13 protein-coding genes and 1 tRNA gene are annotated in these 17,534 nt (G+C 64.8%); 8 read left to right on the top strand and 6 right to left on the bottom strand.

The genetic code is table 11. The features are described 5' to 3' along the window. Positions 1-45: 45 nt before the first annotated feature. On the bottom strand, positions 46-1,359 hold the full coding sequence (locus G7Y85_RS05345) for a hypothetical protein (RefSeq protein ID WP_166252905.1): 1,314 nt from the start codon (positions 1,357-1,359) through the stop codon (positions 46-48). Positions 1,360-1,581: 222 nt separating this feature from the next. On the opposite strand from G7Y85_RS05345, the gene G7Y85_RS05340 reads away from it, so the two are divergent. Both G7Y85_RS05340 and G7Y85_RS05335 read left to right on the top strand, forming a co-directional pair. Then, positions 1,582-3,081: an OmpA family protein gene (locus G7Y85_RS05340; protein ID WP_166252902.1), complete on the top strand. Its 1,500-nt coding sequence runs from the start codon at positions 1,582-1,584 to the stop codon at positions 3,079-3,081. 126 nt (positions 3,082-3,207) lie between these two features. After that, complete coding sequence (locus G7Y85_RS05335) at positions 3,208-4,479, top strand: EAL domain-containing protein (protein ID WP_166252899.1); 1,272 nt, start codon at positions 3,208-3,210, stop codon at positions 4,477-4,479. A gap of 228 nt (positions 4,480-4,707) precedes the next feature. On the opposite strand, the gene G7Y85_RS05330 is transcribed toward G7Y85_RS05335, so the two are convergent. Together G7Y85_RS05330 and G7Y85_RS05325 are read right to left on the bottom strand one after the other, a co-directional pair. Further along, complete coding sequence (locus tag G7Y85_RS05330; RefSeq protein WP_166252896.1) at positions 4,708-5,970, bottom strand: S8 family peptidase; 1,263 nt, start codon at positions 5,968-5,970, stop codon at positions 4,708-4,710. A 171-nt stretch (positions 5,971-6,141) separates the two neighbouring features. After that, the gene (locus G7Y85_RS05325; protein ID WP_166252894.1) at positions 6,142-6,546 is read right to left on the bottom strand and encodes a hypothetical protein; all 405 of its coding nucleotides are present in this window, start codon (positions 6,544-6,546) and stop codon (positions 6,142-6,144) included. 130 nt (positions 6,547-6,676) lie between these two features. Between G7Y85_RS05325 and metG the strand changes: the two genes are divergently transcribed. The 3 genes from metG to nth are packed head-to-tail and all read left to right on the top strand — an operon-like array spanning position 6,677 to position 9,890. Next, a complete protein-coding gene (gene metG, locus G7Y85_RS05320; RefSeq protein WP_166252892.1) occupies positions 6,677-8,824 on the top strand; it encodes a methionine--tRNA ligase in 2,148 nt (715 codons plus the stop codon). Beyond that, positions 8,821-9,237: an RnfABCDGE type electron transport complex subunit B gene (locus G7Y85_RS05315; RefSeq protein WP_366514916.1), complete on the top strand. Its 417-nt coding sequence runs from the start codon at positions 8,821-8,823 to the stop codon at positions 9,235-9,237. Before metG ends, G7Y85_RS05315 begins: the two co-directional genes overlap by 4 nt. Then, the gene (gene nth / locus G7Y85_RS05310) at positions 9,234-9,890 is read left to right on the top strand and encodes an endonuclease III (protein ID WP_166252890.1); all 657 of its coding nucleotides are present in this window, start codon (positions 9,234-9,236) and stop codon (positions 9,888-9,890) included. The genes G7Y85_RS05315 and nth overlap by 4 nt, the downstream gene beginning before the upstream one ends. A gap of 4 nt (positions 9,891-9,894) precedes the next feature. On the opposite strand, the gene G7Y85_RS05305 is transcribed toward nth, so the two are convergent. Then, positions 9,895-12,348, bottom strand: coding sequence for a TonB-dependent receptor (locus G7Y85_RS05305; RefSeq protein WP_166252888.1), 2,454 nt, complete (start codon positions 12,346-12,348; stop codon positions 9,895-9,897). 128 nt (positions 12,349-12,476) lie between these two features. Further along, on the bottom strand, positions 12,477-13,595 hold the full coding sequence (gene ald, locus G7Y85_RS05300; protein WP_166252886.1) for an alanine dehydrogenase: 1,119 nt from the start codon (positions 13,593-13,595) through the stop codon (positions 12,477-12,479). 136 nt (positions 13,596-13,731) lie between these two features. Here ald and G7Y85_RS05295 point away from each other — a divergent pair, with 136 nt between their 5' ends. Beyond that, positions 13,732-14,082, top strand: a complete 351-nt coding sequence (locus G7Y85_RS05295) for a hypothetical protein (RefSeq protein ID WP_166252884.1) — start codon at positions 13,732-13,734, stop codon at positions 14,080-14,082. A 44-nt stretch (positions 14,083-14,126) separates the two neighbouring features. Here the strand turns inward: G7Y85_RS05295 and G7Y85_RS05290 are convergent, their stop codons facing one another. Beyond that, positions 14,127-15,968: an Ig-like domain-containing protein gene (locus G7Y85_RS05290; RefSeq protein WP_166252882.1), complete on the bottom strand. Its 1,842-nt coding sequence runs from the start codon at positions 15,966-15,968 to the stop codon at positions 14,127-14,129. A 125-nt stretch (positions 15,969-16,093) separates the two neighbouring features. Here G7Y85_RS05290 and G7Y85_RS05285 point away from each other — a divergent pair. Continuing rightward, a tRNA-Arg gene (locus G7Y85_RS05285) sits at positions 16,094-16,169 on the top strand. Between the two features lie 250 nt (positions 16,170-16,419). Then, the gene (locus G7Y85_RS05280; RefSeq protein ID WP_166252880.1) at positions 16,420-17,508 is read left to right on the top strand and encodes a hypothetical protein; all 1,089 of its coding nucleotides are present in this window, start codon (positions 16,420-16,422) and stop codon (positions 17,506-17,508) included. Positions 17,509-17,534: the final 26 nt, after the last annotated feature.

Below are 17,534 nucleotides of genomic sequence, written 5' to 3'. Positions count from 1 at the left end.
AAGGGCGCCGGAGATCCGGCGCCCTTTTTCGTTGCAGCAGTGTTGTTACGGCGTCGCGCTGGCGGCCGTCGCCGCACAAGCCGAATGCACGTGCAGGGACGCCAGCAGACTGACCAGGCCACCCTGGAAGCTCAGGCGCACGCCATTGGCGGGCTGGGTGATCGGATCGGTGGCCAGCAGATACTCCGGCACGCTGCCGATCAGACCGAGCAGGCCGAGATGCAGGGCATCGCTGGAGCCGGCGAAGGTCTCGACCGGCGTGCAGTTGCTGCCGTTGACGTCGCAGTTGACGGTGGTCACGGTCAGCGTCGACAGCAGTTCCGCGGACAGCAGATCGGCGTCGCGGCTCAGGACCAGGCCGACCGACTTGCCGACCGTCAGCGGATTGCTGCTGTCGGACACGTTCAGCGAAAGCGTCGCGCTGAGCAGCAGGCCGAGCGGAATGTCCATCGTCGCATCGGTGTTGAGATCACCGTCGATGGCCTGCTCGGGATTGGCGACCGTGCAACCCAGGCAACCGATCGAGGTTTCGACCGACGTCTTGGCGCTGGGGGCCACGAATGCGCGATCGCAGAATGCATTGGCCGCCTGCACGACCAGCGTCGCGGTCGCGAATGTCGGCGTCACGCCGGTGACCGCCGAACCATCGGGCTGCTGCGTGACGGTGCCGCGGATCACGGTGGTGCCGGCGGTCGACGTCGTGAAGTTGCCGTCGCCCGCCGGGTTGTTGGCGACATCGGTGGCGCTGCTGGTCCAGGTGATGCCGAACGAGGCGTCGTCGAGCAGACGCGGTGCGTCGCTGGCGGTCTGATCGCTGAAGCGTCCGTAGAGCTGGAACGGCACGTTGTTGCCGGTGATCACCGTGTACTGATCGTTGCTCGTGCGTGCGGTGCCCGCTTCCGCCGCGTAGACGACGCTGGTCAGCACCGCAGACGTCACCGTGACCTGCACGGTATCGGACTTGCCGCCATAGCTTGCCGTGATCGTGACCGGCGTTGCGCTCGCCGACTGGCCTGTCACGACACCCTGGCTGACGGTCGCAACCGACATGTTGCTGCTGGTCCAGTCGGTCTTCGAAGTGACGTCTTCAGTGCGCGTCTGCGAGTCGATTTCGTTGCCCGCGGCGTCCTTGGTGCCGGGCTGCACCGTCACGCTGACGGTGGCCATCGCACGATACGAAAGCGTGGTACCGGCCGGCAGCGTGTTGGGCTGGCCAGCGGTCGCCGGCTGGATGTCCACACTGATGAGCGTGGTGACCGGCTCGAAGTCCGGGCTCTTGATGCTGCCGTTGCCGCATCCTCCCAACACCATCAGCGCGGCCAGCGCGCCCAATATGCCAACAGCCTTCACTGCCTTCATTGGAAGCTCCTGCCCTTTCTCGATGACCACGAATATCAGTTTTCCGACGCGCGACCGTATTTACGGCGTTCGGTTTCGCAATCATAATCGAGAAAGCCTCATGAAAGAGAAGTGCGAGATACCGCTTCGCGGTTCCCACTTCGAAGCCAGCATTACCGTCCGGGTACAGGGACGGGCCTGGCCCGGAACCATGCGGCGCGACAAGGGATTGGGAGAAGAAGAATGCGGAAATACGGTTGGCTGATCGTCGCGAGCATGCTGTGGGTCGGCAATGCCTTCGCACAAACCGACTACGACGGACGCTGGTACGTGTCGCCCTCGGTGGGCATCGTGTTCTCGGACAAGAACGACCTCGACTCCGGCATCGCCGGGTCGCTTGCCGTCGGTCGTTCGATTGCGCCTTACCTCGGCCTGGAATTCGAAGGCGGCTACAGCTACCTCGACGTCAAGGATCTCAGCAAGCAGAACGACTACAAGCGCGCGATTCTCGGCGTCAGCCTGATGCAGTATCTGGCTCCCGAGAAGTGGACCGTGCGGCCTTACCTGCTCGGCAACGTCAACGGCCACTATCTGAAGTTCCTCGACACCAATACCGGTGGCGCGGGCGTCGGACTCGGCCTCGGCAGCTTCTTCAACCTGTCGCAGAATCTCGATTTCCGGGTCGAAGGCCGATACAACCTCGACTTCGTCAACGGCAAGGGTCCGGTTGCCGACTCCACTTTCTACCTGTGGACGGCAACTGCCGGCCTGCGCTGGAAGTTCGGCGCCGATCCGAACGACGACGACGGCGACGGTGTGCCGAATTCGCGCGACAAGTGCCCGGGGACGCCGAAGGGCGTGACCGTGTACTCCGATGGCTGCCCGACCGACCTCGATGGCGACGGCGTGCCGGATTATCTCGACAAGTGCCCGAACACGCCGAAGGGCACGCAGGTCGGGCCCGATGGCTGCGAGCTGGATTCCGACGCCGATGGCGTGCCGGATGTCCGCGATCGCTGCCCGAACACGCCGAAGGGTGTGCAGGTCGACGTCAATGGCTGCCCGCTGGATTCCGATGGTGACGGCGTGCCGGATTACCTCGACAAGTGCCCGAACACGCCGAAGGGCACCAAGGTCAATGCCGACGGCTGCTCGACCAACGATTCCGATGGTGACGGCATCCCGGATGACCTCGACCGTTGCGCCAACACGCCCAAGGGTGTTGCCGTCGGTCCGGACGGCTGCCCGCTCGACTCCGACGGTGACGGCATCCCGGACTACCTCGACGAGTGCCCGCACTCGCCGCCGGGCGCCAAGGTGCTGCCGAACGGTTGCGCGCTGGTCGGCGATTGCCGCAAGCCGCATCCGGGTGAGCAGGTCGACGCCAACGGCTGCGCGGTTGAGCAGAACTTCGTCCTGCGTGGCGTGAAGTTCGAGTTCGACTCCGACCGCCTGACGCCGGAAGCGCAGCGCATCCTCGATCAGGTGGCGGTCACGCTGCAGGCTTACCCGAACGTCAAGGTCGAGGTCGAAGGCCATACCGACAACATCGGCTCGGAAGCCTACAACCTGGGTCTGTCGGAACGCCGTGCGATCGCCGTCAAGAAGTACCTGACCGACCACTCGGTCGCGGCTGGTCGCATGACGCCGGTGGGCTACGGCGAAACGCGCCCGATCGACACCAACGACACCGACGCCGGCCGCGAGAACAACCGCCGCGTCGAGCTGCACGTCGTCCAGTAAAGTATCCCTGCGGTCATCCCGCAGAACTTCAAAAGGCCCCGCTTCGGCGGGGCCTTTCTTTTGGCAGGGACTTCAGGAAGCGGGGATCGGGCCGCTAACAGGGCAGATTCGCCACGTTTGCCTGTCATGCCCACATCCAATTTCGGGCGGCTTTGCCGCCAACTCGAAGCCTGGGATGCCTATCCGGGTGCGATGCTGGTGTATGTCGACATCCGCCAGATGCGCAGCATCAACCAGTGGGCGGAACCGGAAGTCGGCGACCGCATCATCGAGCGCACACTCGAAACCCTGCAGCACTGGGCCGAACCGAGCGGCATCGCCGCTCGCCTCTGGAGCGCGGAATTCGTCGCCGCCAAGGCAATCGACCATGGCCAGACCGCGATCGACGAATGCCGGCGTCTGCGCGACGCGCTGTGCGCCATTCGCTATCCGTCGACCCTGGGCGAAAGCGAGCTCAGCGTTTCGCTGGGATTGGTCACGGTCGGGCAGAAGCGGGATTGGGCACGCCACATCGTGGCCGCCGGCGAAGCCTGCCAGGCCGCCAAGCAACGCGGCCTGAATCAGATCGTCACGGCGAAGACGGCGCAGCACGAAGGCGCCTGCGCACACCGCGATGCCGCGGCAGTGCTCAATTTCCGACGACTGCGCGACGAAGGTCTGCTGACCCTGCATCCGCAGCCGATCATGGACATCCGCGGCGGCGAGCCGCGCGTCGCCAAGGCCGAGTTCCTGATGCGCATGCGCGGACGCAACGGCTATGAGTCACTGCCGGCGGGCACGATCGAAACCCTCGAATACTTCGGTCTGACGCCGGAGCTCGACGCGTACTCTGCGCAATTCGTCCTGAGCTGGATCGAGGAGCAACCCCAGCTGGTCGGACAGCTGGATGGTCTGACGATGAACCTGTCGGCCCACTCGCTGGCCGATGCCCGCTTCATGCAAGGCCTGTTCAACGATGTCCGCGCGCTGCGGCCGCCACCCGGCAAGCTCGGCTTCGAAATCACCGAAACGGCTGCGATCGCGCAGCTGGAAATCGCTGCCGAGATCATCGAGGACTTCCGCTCGATCGGCTGCAACTTCAGCCTCGACGACTTCGGTTCGGGTCTGTGCTCGTTCGGCTACCTGCATTCGCTGCCGGTCACCGAAGTCAAGATCGACGGTCGCTTCGTTCGCGACATCGCCGACGACCCGCTCGCCCAGGAAATCGTCCGCGCCATTCACCAGGTCGCGCGCGCGGCCGGCAAGCGCACGGTCGCCGAGTTCGTCGACTGCCCGCGCAAGCTGGCAATGCTGCGCAGCATCGGCGTCGACTATGCGCAGGGCTTCCTGTTCTCGCCGGCGGTACCACCGGAACGACTGGCCGAAATGCTGCGCGGCAACACGATGCGCGCCGCCTGAGACAGCGTCAGCGCGAACCGGGGGCGCGCGCTCGGCGCCGCAAGCCGCCTGCCCCGGCAGACATGCGCGTCCTTGCGGCGACACACCGCACAAAGCGAAGCCATCCAGCCGCAGTACCCGATGCAGCTGCGGGCTGGATGGCTTTACCGCCAGGCAGTTCGCCGGCGCGAACTCAGATCGGGATCTGCATCCCTGCAGCGATCCGCGCTCCGCGAACCAGCGGCACCATCAGTGCCGCACGTACAGCAAGGCGTTCGGCGAACCGCTGCCGACATTGCTGAGCACCCCCAGCGTCGCATCGCCGAGCAGCTCGTCGGTCACCTGTGCCGGGTTCAGGCCGGGATTGGCGCCCAGCAGCAGCGCGACGGCGCCGGTCACGTGCGGCGTCGCCATCGAGGTGCCGCTGATCGTATTGGTCGCGGTGTCGCTGGTATCCCAGGCCGAGGTGATGTTGGTGCCCGGCGCGAAGATGTCGACGCAGCTGCCGTAGTTCGAATAGCTGGTATCGCGCGAATCGGCGTTGGTCGTCGCACCGACCGTGATCGCGTCCGGCACCTTGTTCGGCGAGCCGCTGCAGGCGTCGGCATTGCTGTTGCCGGCCGCGACGACGAATGTCACGCCCTGCGCGATCGCGCTGTCCACCGCATCGTCGAGGGTTGCCGAATCGCTGCCACCGAGCGACATGTTGGCGACCGCCGGCAGCACGCGATTGGCGGCGACCCAGTCGATGCCGGCGATCACGCCGGAAGTGGCGCCGCTGCCGCTGCAGCCGAGCACACGCACCGGATGGATCGTCGCCTTCTTGGCGATGCCGTAGACCGTGCCGGCCGCCGTGCCCGAGACGTGCGTGCCATGGCCATTGCAGTCGGTGGTGTCGTTCGGATCGGTATTGCCGCCGAACAGGCCGCCGAGCGACGGCAGGCTGATCGGCAGCAGGCCACCCAGCAACCCGCCCAGCAGGCCGTTGCTGTTCGGCGCGAAGTTCTGGCCGTTGCCGATGCGACCGGTGAATTCGGTGTGCGTGGCGGTGATGCCGGTATCGATGACGTAGATATTGACGTTCTGACCGCCGTTGTCCGGATAGCGATACAAGCCATCGAGCGGCAGCGCCGTCTGGTCGACCCGATCCAGGCCCCAGGTCGCGCCCGATTCGGTGGCGCTGGCCGTCATCACGCGGTCCGGTTCGACGCGGCGCACGCCGGGCAGCTTCGCCAGCGCCGCCGCCTGGTTTGCGGACAGCCGCACGGCGAAACCGAGCAGCGCATGGTCGTATTGCGCGAACACCTGTCCGCCACCGACCTTGACGAGCAGCGATTGCGCCAGCGCGGCGATACCCAGACCGTGTTCGCGCGTGCCGATCGCGGGCGTATTCAGTTCGACGATGTATTGATCGGAGATCGCCTGCGACGCCGCAGCGTGCGCATTGACGAACATAGAACCCAGGATGATGCCGGCCGCGACATGGCGCAGCGCTCTGCCCTTGCTTCCCATTTCATTCTCCCTTGCCTACTGCTTTTATCACCCGCCGACATGGCGAGCGCCCTGAAAATCAGCTTGCTGTCCCGCCCCGGCCGGACAAAAGAAAGGCGGGCCCGAAGGCCCGCCGAATGCTTGACCAAGCGATGAACATCGTGGCAGCGCCGTCCCTGGCGCCCATGACATTCACTTTCCTGCACCACCGTGTCGGCGGTGATCGCTCGCGTCGCGATCATCGCTGTCGTCGCCGTAGTGATACGGTGTCCATTGATGACGTCGGTAACCGGCGCTCACATCCCGTTGCGCCTCGTAGGGCCGCGACACGTCGAGATAGACGTTGTAGCCACGACTCGCATACTGCTGATAGAACACCGGCAGCGCACCGCCGCTCATCCAGCTGTCGCCGTCGGGCCAGAACCACATCTGTGTTTCCGGCGCGTAGTAGATGCGCTTGTCCGGGTAGTAGATGTAGTGGTGCGCACCGTGCTCGGCGGCGTGCCCGGGCGACGGCGCCTTCGGCGCCGCAAATGCCGCTGCGACCGGCAGCGACAAGGCCAGTGCAGCGATGGCGACCTTCAGCGTTCCGACCATGACGAAAAACCCCGGCGAAGCCTGGGTCGAGGCTAAGTCGAAGCGCTGAATTGAACCTGAACCCGGTGCGCGGAGCGCCGCGCATGCCGTGCGATAATCGCGGCCCGCTCTTCGCCGCTTCCTTCGAGCCATGGCCCGCCAGATTCTCGTCACCAATGCCCTGCCCTACGCCAATGGCCCGATTCATCTCGGTCACATGGTCGGCTATATCCAGGCGGACATCTGGGTACGCTTCCAGCGCATCCAGGGCCATGCGGTGCACTACGTCTGCGCCGACGACGCGCACGGTACGCCGATCATGCTGGCCGCCGAAAAGGCGAGTCTCGCGCCGGAGGCCTTCATCGCCACCATCCAGGCACAGCACGAGCAGGACTTCGCCGACTTCCTGGTCCAGTTCGATCATTATCATTCGACCCATTCCGAGGAGAACCGGCTGCTCTGCGAGCTGATCTACACGCGCCTGCGTGCAGGTTCGCCGGTCGCGGCCGAACGTGCCGCGATGCCGCCGGCGATCGCGCGTCGCACGATCCAGCAGCTCTACGATCCGGTGAAGGACATGTTCCTCCCCGATCGCTACATCAAGGGCGAATGCCCGAACTGCGGTACGGCCGACCAGTACGGCGACAATTGCGAGAACTGCGGCGCGGCGTACGCGCCGACCGATCTCAAGCATCCGAAGTCGGTGGTTTCCGGCGCGACGCCGGTGTTGAAGGACTCCGAACACTTCTTCTTCGAGCTGCCGAAGTTCCAGGCGTTTCTCGAAGGCTGGCTGGCCGGCGAAGTCGCGCACCCGTCGATCAAGGCCAAACTCCGGGAATGGTTCGCGGCCGGTCTGAAGGACTGGGACATCTCGCGCGACGCACCGTACTTCGGCTTCGCCGTGCCGGACGCGCCCGGCAAGTTCTTCTATGTCTGGCTCGACGCGCCGATCGGCTACATGGCCTCGTTCAAGGCCTTGTGCGAGAAGCTGGCCACCGACGGCAATCATCGCGACGCCGCGGAAATCTTCGCCGAGTTCTGGGACCCGCAACCCAGCGCCGCCGCCGAGCGCAGCACCGACAACGGCGGTGCCTGGCCGCTGGGCACCGAACTGCATCATTTCATCGGCAAGGACATCGTCAACTTCCATGGCCTGTTCTGGCCGGCGATGCTGCACGGCGCGGGCTTCCGCACGCCGACCGCGCTGCACGTCAACGGTTATCTGACGATCGACGGCGCGAAGATGAGCAAGAGCCGCGGCACGTTCATCAAGGCGCGCAGCTATCTCAAGCACCTGAATCCGGAATATCTGCGCTACTACTTCGCCGCCAAGCTCGGCAGCGGCGTCGACGATCTCGATCTCAACCTCACCGACTTCACGAATCGCGTCAACAGCGATCTGGTCGGCAAGTACGTCAACATCGCCAGCCGCTGTGCAGGTTTCATCGACAAGCTGTTCGACGGCCACCTGGCCGTCGCGATGCATGACCGCACGCTGTTCGAAGACTTCGCCGGCGAAGCCGACAATCTTCGCGAATTGTTCGAAGCCGGCGACTTCGCCAGCGCACTGCGCGAAATCATGCTGATGGCCGACGACGCCAATGCCGCCATCCAGAGCATCGCACCATGGACGCTGGCCAGGGACGAGGCGCGCCGCGAAGAACTGCAGCAGGTCTGCACCAGTTTCCTCAACCTGTTCCGCCAGCTCACCGTCTACCTCAAGCCGGTGCTTCCGGGCATCGCGGCTCAAGTCGAGCATTTCCTCAACATTGCGCCACTGGAGTGGAACGATGCGAAGAAGCCCCTGCTCGGCCACCAGATTCGCGCGTACTCGCCGCTGATCACGCGTATCGACCCGAAGGCGATCGCGGCGATGCTGGCCGAGGAAGCGGCGCCGATCTCACCGGAGCCGGCGAAGCCCGCAGCTGCGACACCGGCCGCAAAGACAGCACAGGACGAAGGCGCGGGCGAGACCATCGGCATCGACGATTTCGGCAAGGTCGATCTGCGCATCGCGCGCATCACCGCCGCCGAGCACATCGACGGCGCCGCCAAGCTGCTGCGCCTGACGCTCGATGTCGGCGCGCTCGGCAGCCGCCAGGTGTTCGCCGGCATCAAGTCGGCATACGCGCCGGAAGCGCTGGTCGGCCGTCTGACCGTGATGGTGGCCAATCTCGCGCCGCGCAAGATGAAGTTCGGCATGTCGGAAGGTATGGTGCTGGCGGCCAGCGACGAGCGCGGCGGGCCGTTCCTGCTGGCGCCGGACAGCGGCGCCGCGCCGGGCATGAAGGTGAAGTGAACGCAACGATGGCGTTCCGCGTCGCACTGATCGACGAAAGCCGCTGCATCGGTTGCGCGAAGTGTCTGCCGGCCTGTCCGACCGATGCCATCGTCGGGGCCGAGCACTATCTGCACACGGTCATCACGCGGGAATGCATAGGCTGCGAGCTGTGCCTGCCGCCCTGCCCGGTCGATTGCATCGAAATGCGACCGGTCGCGCAGCAGGCGTTCGACAGCGCGGTCGCGCGTCAGCGCGTGAAGTCGCGCAAGCTGCGCCTGCAACGCCAGGCCGACGAGCGCGAAGCCGAACGCGCACGCCGCAAGGCCATGCTCAAGACGCGCCCCCACTCGACTGATCCGGGCACAACGCCGCAGCTCGGCGATCCGCTCGCGCGGGCGCTGGCCGCCGCGCGCAAACCGGAACCCCGATGAACGCCGCCAAACGCGCCGAAATCTACCGCCGCCTGCGCGACGCCAATCCGTCGCCGACCACGGAGCTGCGCTATGCGACGGCATTCGAGTTGCTGGTCGCCGTCGTGCTGTCGGCGCAGGCCACCGATGTCGGCGTCAACAAGGCGACGGCGCGACTGTTTCCGGTCGCCAATACGCCGGACGCGATCCTGGCCCTCGGCGAGGCGGGCCTGCGCGACTACATCAAGACCATCGGCCTGTACCAGACCAAGGCGAAGAACGTCATCGGTCTGTGCCGGCAGCTGATCGAGTTGCACGGCGGCGACGTGCCGCGTGATCGCGAGGCGCTGGAAGCCCTGCCCGGCGTCGGCCGCAAGACCGCGAATGTCGTGCTCAATACCGCGTTCGGCGAACACACCATCGCCGTCGATACGCATATCTTCCGCGTGGCCAATCGCACGGGCCTTGCGCCCGGCGTCAATGTCCGCAAAGTCGAAGACAAGTTGCTCAAGCTCACGCCGGACGAGTTCAAGCGCGATGCGCACCACTGGCTGATCCTGCACGGCCGTTACGTCTGCAAGGCGCGCAAGCCCGAGTGCGGACGCTGCGCGATCGTCGATCTCTGCGACTACCGGAGCAAGACGCCGTTCGATCCGGCGCCGGTCAGCGACTGAGCGTCTACCAATGCAGCGTCAGCGCTGCATAGAGCTGTCGGCCGGGCGCCTGCTGCGCGTAGTACGAACCGGGGAACAACACCGCGTCGGTGACCTGATTCAGCACGCGCTTGTCACCAAGATTGCTGCCGCCGAGCGTCAGGCTCCAGTCGTCGTTCTGGTCGCCGACGCTGACACGCGCCGCGTACTGCCAGTAGCCACCGACATGGGTGTGCGGGTCCAGATCCGTGTCGGTGTACTGGTCGCCCTGGAAAATCGCATCGCCGGCAATGCGCACCGCCAGATCCCAGGGCATCGGCACGGTCAGGATCGGCGTGATGGTCGCCGTCTGCTTCGGAGCGAAGGCGATGCGGCGCCCCTTCAGGTCCTGCGTGGCATTGATGCCGTTGGCAATCGGCGCCGGCGCATCCGGGTAGGAATCGTAGGTGGCGTGCAGCAGGCCGAACGAGCCATTGATCGTCAGCAAACGCCAGGGCGTGAGCCACTGGAAATCCGACTCCAGACCCTTGGACGTCGCACTGGCGTTGCCGACATTGGTGGTCGCGCCGTGAAATGCGAGCACCTGCAGATTGTCGAGCGTCGTGTAGTAGAGCGTGGTGTTGAAATTCAGCGTGTGATGGAAGAAGCGGCTCTTGAAACCGACTTCGGTCGTCGCTGCCTTCTCCGGCTTGAAGGTCAGATCGGTGCCGGTGTACGACAGCGAGTTGTAGCCACCGCTTTTGTAGCCGCGCGCATAGCTGGTGTAGAAGTTGAGGTTCTCGTCCCAGATGTACTGCAGCGCGACCTTCGGCGAGATGTCGGTTTCGTCGCGTTTGCCCGGCACGTCGTAGTCGTTGGCACCGAGCAGCAGGCTGGTGACGCAGATCGACGATGCCGCGCCCTTGGCCGGGCACCCGGTGCCGGCCGTGTCGATGGTCTTGGTCTCGTGATTGACGCGGACGCCCGGTGTCAGCGCCCAGTGATCGCTGAGGTTCCAGGTGAACTGGGTGAAGAACGCCGCCGACTTCACGTTCTGCGCGTAGTCGAACTGGTAGTAGTCGTCGCCGATCACCGGCGACAGCAGGCTGCCGAGTATCGGGAAGCCCGGCAGATCGATCAACGTCAGCGGCGGTGCATTGAGGTTGCCGGTGGCCAGCTGCGCAAAGTCGCGCGTCAGCAGATAGGACCCCAGATCCTTGCCGGCCTTGATCTGCGCGAGCAGTTGGTAGTCGGACGTGAAGTAGTAGCCGCCGGTCACGAAGTCGACCGACTTGCCGAGACCGAACAGGCTGTCGGCACGGCCGTTGAAACGCAGCTCGACCGAGGTCTGATGGTAGTGCTCGTGGTTGACGAGTCGCAGCAGGTCGGCCGGCGAGACGTCGAGATCATTGAGCTGATTGATGTACAGCTTGCTGTAGCCGCCGACCAGCACGGCGTGCGCATCGTGGATCGGGCCGAGATCGCCGATCGTCCAGTCGGTCTTCAGGCTTTCGGTCGACGAGCCCTTGTCGATGAAGCCGGGCGCATCGAAGGAGGTCTTGAAGTCGTACGGATCTTCGTCCAGGTTCGGATCGAAGCTGTGCAGATACTGGCGCGTGCCATTGTCGAGATTGAACAGCTCGTAGGGCCAGAAGTTGATGCTGGTGTCCGAACGCACCAGATTGAGATCCATCTGCACATCGTCGACCGGCAGGTAGCGCAGCTTGATGCGCGCCGCCTTCTGATTCATCTTGTTCTCGTCGCGATCGAGATATTCGTTCTCGAGATCGCCGTCGCGGGCCTGCGCGAGGACCGACACGCGCGCGCCGAACGAATCGTTGAACATGCCGCCGACACCGCCCTCGAAGCGCTTCTCGTTGTCTTCGGCATAACTGAGGCGACCATCGGCGGACAGGGTGTCGGTCGGCCCCTTGCTGATGACGTTGTACAGGCCGGCGACCGTGTTCTTGCCGAACAGTGTGCCCTGCGGGCCGCGCAGGACTTCGACCCGATCGATGTCGAACATCGCCTCGGTGAAATACGCGCCGCGCGCGTAGAAGATGTCGTCCTCGACGAAACCGACCGAGCTCTCGAAGCTCGGATTGAAGGTATTGGTGCCGAAGCCGCGGATGAACACCTGTGGCGAGCCGAGGTCGTCGGTATCGACGCGTGCGTTCGGCACGTACAGCGCGACGTCGGTGAGATCGGACGCATTGATGTCGTGCAGCTGATCGGCACCGACCGCGGTGACCGACAGCGGCACGTCATGCAGCGACTGCACCCGTTTCTGTGCGGTGACGATGATCTCCGCCAATCCCTGCTGGTCGTCGTCGGCGGTGGTGGCCGGCAGCGGCTGTGGCTGGTCGCCGGAATCGACCGGGATCGTCGGTAGCGGCTCGGTCGCATCGGGCGTCGCCGCGTCCTGCGCCGTGGCCGAAAGGCAGAACAGCAGCGAAGCGGCGGCAAGCGATATTGAAGAGCGCGTAAAGCGTCGACCCATGACGATTCCCCTGGCCAGGCATGGCCGCGCCGGAGCCCGGCGGCGGCATTGGGCGGAACTTAGCAAGTCCGCCCCCCGGCGCGCTTTACATTTGCCGCCACCACGACATGGCGCCGGCAGTGGCGGAATCAGGCCTTCAATGCTTCCTGCGGCGGCAGGTAGTCGTAACCCAGCACGTCGGCGACCGCCTTGTAGGTGATCCGGCCGTGATGGACGTTCAGACCTTCGCGCAGATGCGGGTCGTCGAGCAACGCCTTGCGATAGCCCTTGTCGGCGAGCGCGAGCGCGAACGGCATGGTCGCGTTGCTCAGCGCGAAGGTCGAACTGTGCGCAACACCGCCCGGCATGTTGGCGACGCAGTAGTGGACGATGCCGTCGACGAGATAGGTCGGCTCCTGGTGCGTCGTCGGTTTCGAGGTCGCGAAACAGCCGCCCTGGTCGATCGCGACGTCGACGATCACCGTGCCCTTGGCCATCAGCCCGAGCATCTCCCGCGTCACCAGCTTCGGCGCGGCCGCACCGGGCACCAGCACCGCGCCGATCACCAGATCGGCCCTGGCGATACTGGTCTCGACGGCATCGACCGTCGAATACAAGGTCGTCAGACGTCCGTCGAACGTGGTGTCCAGCCAGTTCAGCCGGGCCAGCGAGCGATCGAGAATCGTCACGCGCGCGCCCATGCCGACCGCGATGCGCGCCGCGTTGTAGCCGACCACGCCGCCGCCGATCACGACAACTTCCGCCGCCGGCACGCCCGGTACACCACCGAGCAGCACGCCGTTGCCGCCCTGCGCCTTTTCCATCGCGTGCGCGCCGGCCTGGATCGACATGCGCCCAGCAACCTCGCTCATCGGCGCCAGCAGCGGCAGGCCACCGCGAGCGTCGGTCACGGTCTCGTAGGCGATCGCAACACATCCCGAGTCGACCAGAGCCTTGGTCTGCGCCGGGTCCGGCGCGAGGTGCAGGTAAGTGAACAGAACATGGTGCGGGCGCAGCATCGCGCATTCGGCGGGCTGCGGTTCCTTGACCTTGATGATCATCTCCGCGGTCGCAAAAACTTCGGCCGCAGTCGGCAGGATCGTGGCACCGACCCGCACATAGGCCTCATCGGCAATGCCGATGCCGAGCCCTGCACCGGCCTCGATGAAAACCTCGTGCCCGTGCGCGCACAGTTCGCGGACGCCGGCCGGCGTCAGGCCGACACGATATTCGTGGTTCTTGATTTCCCTGGGCGTACCGATACGCATGGATGTACTCCTTTCGCAGGCCGGGATTATCCCGCGCGACGCCGAACCCGGCCCTCCTGAAGTTCACCCAGACGCGGCAGAACCGCCGTGCTGCAGCCCTTAGAATGCCGAACTACTCATTTTCCGGACTCCGAACATGCTGCAAGCCCGCCGCTCGCGCGCCGCCTTCCCGTTCATGCTGCTCGCCGTCGGCATCGGCCTCAGCGGCTACTACGGCCTGAAGTGGTACGAGTTGCCGGCATACAGCGAAGCCGACATCGACGCGTCGGCCGAACTCAATCTGCAGCTCGATCTGCAGACGCAACATGAACACGTCAGCGAAGCGGATCTGCCGGCACTGCGTGCCAGGACCCGCGCGGAAGTGGTCGCCGACATCGCACGGGAACGCAATCAGATCGAGACCGGTCTCGGCGCCGGACTGATCGCGCTGGTCGTGGCGTGCGGCAACCTCGTGCTGATGAGCTTGCTGAATCGATCGCGCCAATGAAAACGGCGGCCCGAAGGCCGCCGTTTCGTTTACCTCGGATCAGTTCAATTCGGATCCGCGCAATCCAGAACGGTTCCGTACGGGCTTTCATCAGGCAAATGCGGAGCATCGGTCTCGGCAATACGGAGCCAGAACGCGCGCGATTCGGTCGTTTCCGTGCCAGCAACGTGCGCAACGCCAACGATTTTCACCTTGACGAATTCACCGAACTCTTTCGGGTAGGTCACGAAGAACTGACCGGTACCGTCGCTGTCGAGCGTCACCGTGCTCGGCACGGTCGCGACACGGCCGGGTTCCAGAATGCCATCGCCGTCCTTGTCTTCGCCAGGTTCGATGATGTCGTTGAGATTGACGTCTTCGTTATCGCACTCCAGGACGCTGCCGGACCGCGTACCCTTGCGGAATTCCAGGGGAATGATGCTGAGCGTGAACTCGGCATCGGTCACCGGATTGCCTGCCGAATCGTTGATCAGCACAGTCCAGGGATCCTGATATGTTGAAATGTTCTTCGACGTGATGTCGGCACCTGTGCCCAAGGTGATGCTGACCGCCCGCGCGCCGACCGTCAGCATTGCGGTGTCGGTAATCGACGTGCCACGCACCTTGCCGGTCACGACCACGTTCTGACTGGCGCTGGCCTGCGAGGTGGCGGTGTAGGTGACCTTCGCCAGACCCTGACTGTTCGTTACGGCACTGGCGGACGACAGCACACCGCCGGTCAGATCGGACAGGGAGAAGTCCACCGTTGCGTTCTTGACGAGGTTGTTGTCCGGATCACGGACGATCGCGCTGATTTCGCTGGTCTGATTGGTTGCGAGCACTGCCGGACTGGCCTGTACGTCAAGCATGTTGGGCGTCGTCGCGACAAACTCGATGGCAAGGCTCGCCGACGGCTTCGAAAACGCGGCGCTGCTGGCCGTGATCTCGGAGAAGCCGGCTTCACTCGACTTGATGTTGACGGTCGCAACGCCACCCGTCGTCGTCGCGGAGGCCGCCAGAAGCGTCCCGCGGGTCGCCGTGAAATCGATCACCGTACCGTCGGGAACCGCCGTACCGCTGCGCAGCCAGCGCAGCTTCACTGCCTTGCTGGCCCCGAGATTCACTTCGGTAGCGGCGGCAGGAGAGGTGAAAGTGAACTGATCGGTCGAAACGGTCACCGCCTTGGTCGCAGTCAAGCCGAGCGCGGTCGCGGTCAACGTCGAACTGGCTTTCGTCGCGTTGAGCGTGACCGTCACCTGGCCTGCTGCGTTAGTGACGGGTGCCACCGGTGTCACGGTGTTGCCGCTGTCCGTCGTAACGCTGATCGTCTTGCCGGCAATGCCGTTGCCGGCCGAATCCGTCAGCAGGACCGTATAGGGCGTATCGACACTGATCTGCGTGCTGCTCGATCCCGAAATGCTCAAGCTCGTGCCGACCACGTCGATGTTCGAAACCGTATGCAGCGATCCTGCAGTTGCCGTGACGTGAATCGTACGATTCTGAGGGTCACCGCCCGTTGTCACGACTGCCGTCGCGCGGCCATTCGTGTCGGTCGTCGCCGGATTGCTGACATTGATCTCGGCCGAGTCCGGGGTTCCGAATTGGACCGTCACACCAGGGACGACATTGTTGTTCGCATCCTTGACGATGGCCGTCAACGTCACGCCACTGGCGACAGCCGAAGCATTCGACGACAGCTGCGGCGCCGACGCCAGCAGCGTGAGCGTTGCTACATCAGGTTCGGTGCTGCCGCCCGTGGTACTACCCGTGGTGCTGCCGCTGCCATCGCCCAGTTCCGCACCACCACCGCAGGCCGTCAGCGCAAGAACAGCGAAAATCGCGACGCCATGCCGAATCGTCTTAAACACAGTCATCCCCCAGAGCCAGCCCGTCGGGCCTGCCAACATGATGCTTCGATGCTAGCCGGAAAACCCAGATCAAACAAGAAACTCTGCAAGGTTTTGAAACTGTTGCTGCAGATTTGGTGCCGCACCCGCAAACGTCCGCATGCCTTATCATGCCGGCCCGATGCGCCTCCGTAGCTCAGTGGATAGAGCGGCCGCCTCCTAAGCGGCAGGTCGCAGGTTCGATTCCTGCCGGGGGCACCAGATCCCCGTCCTGGCGTTCGCGGACGCCGATCCGCGCCGGAAACCCCAAAAAAAAGCCCCCACCGGAGGGCGGGGGCCAGCTTGGGATGAGTTGATGCCACGTCGCCAGCATGGCATGCGACGGCGAGCCAATCCGTGATCCAGGCCTCAGTACGGCGCGAGTCGCATGCCCCGTTCGGGGAATACCGATCGGGCACATCGCTTCCTATGGTTCCTGCCGGCGACTACCGTCGAACCAGGGGGAGTCGACATGAAAGCAGCAGGGATCATCGTGTGGGCCACGATGCTGGCGGTGACATCGCTGGCCGGAACGGCCGCACTGGCGGACGACGGGGCGGCCGCGGCGGCCACCGACACCGCGGCGCTCGCGGCCGGCGGCAATGCCGGCATCGGCCTGCCCGATATCGACGCCGACACCTATTTCGACGGCGCCGAAGGCGGCACGTTCGGCAAGAAGGTCAGCAAACTTCTCGGCCACAGCAATCGCGTGGCCGTGGCCGGCTTCCGGGTCGTGTTCATCACCGAAGCCGATGCCTCGGCTTCGGTACGGCCCAGCTACCTGCCGGGTCGCGACACGACCGGTGCCCATGCGTCGATCCACGTCTCGGTCGACGGCGTCGACAACGCGACGCGGCAGGCCATCACCGATCGCGCGTACGCGAACCTGCTCGCGGCGCTGAAGGCCGCAGGACGTGAAGTGGTGCCGGCGAGCGAACTGCAGCCGCTGTTCGCCAGGCTCGAACTGACGCCGAGCAGCGTCGACGCGCCGTACAGCAAGTCGGCGTACGGTCGCACCGGTGTCGCGTTCAGCCCGAGCGGCATGCCGATGTGGTGGTGGAGCGCGCTCGATGGCTGGGGCAATCTCGGCGCCTTCGGCCAGCACAACATGCGCACCGTGCCGGAGTTTTCAAAAGACCTGAACGCCTACGTGATCTCGCCCACGTTCGTGGTCGACTTCGCGCAGCTGAGCTCCAGCGGCAATCACTCCGGACTTGCCGCCAATTCGGCGGAAGTCGGCGTGTCGCTGCGCATCGCGGTGACCGACATGATCACCGGGCTGGTTCGCGCCGACGAGGTCAAGGGTGGCCTGACGGCCTCCGGCGACGATGCCTACATCCGTCTGACCAAGCCGTTCACCACCGATCTGTCGTTCGCCGATCTCGCCGAGACCGAGAGCCGCAAGACCACCGGCTTCATGGCGCTGATGACGGGATCGTCGAAGAGCAAGTCGACCCAGGTGGCAACCACCGACGACGCCCGCTACAGCGCCGCGGCCAACGCGACACTCGATCAGGCGACCGGCGCGCTGGCGCGCTTCTTCCAGCAGCACGCGCCCTGAGCCGCGCAGCCTGATGACCGGCTCGG

The sequence above is a fragment of the Solimonas terrae genome (genome assembly GCF_011067135.1).
Taxonomy (GTDB): domain Bacteria; phylum Pseudomonadota; class Gammaproteobacteria; order Nevskiales; family Nevskiaceae; genus Solimonas; species Solimonas terrae.
This window is presented reverse-complemented; position numbering and strand designations above follow the sequence as displayed.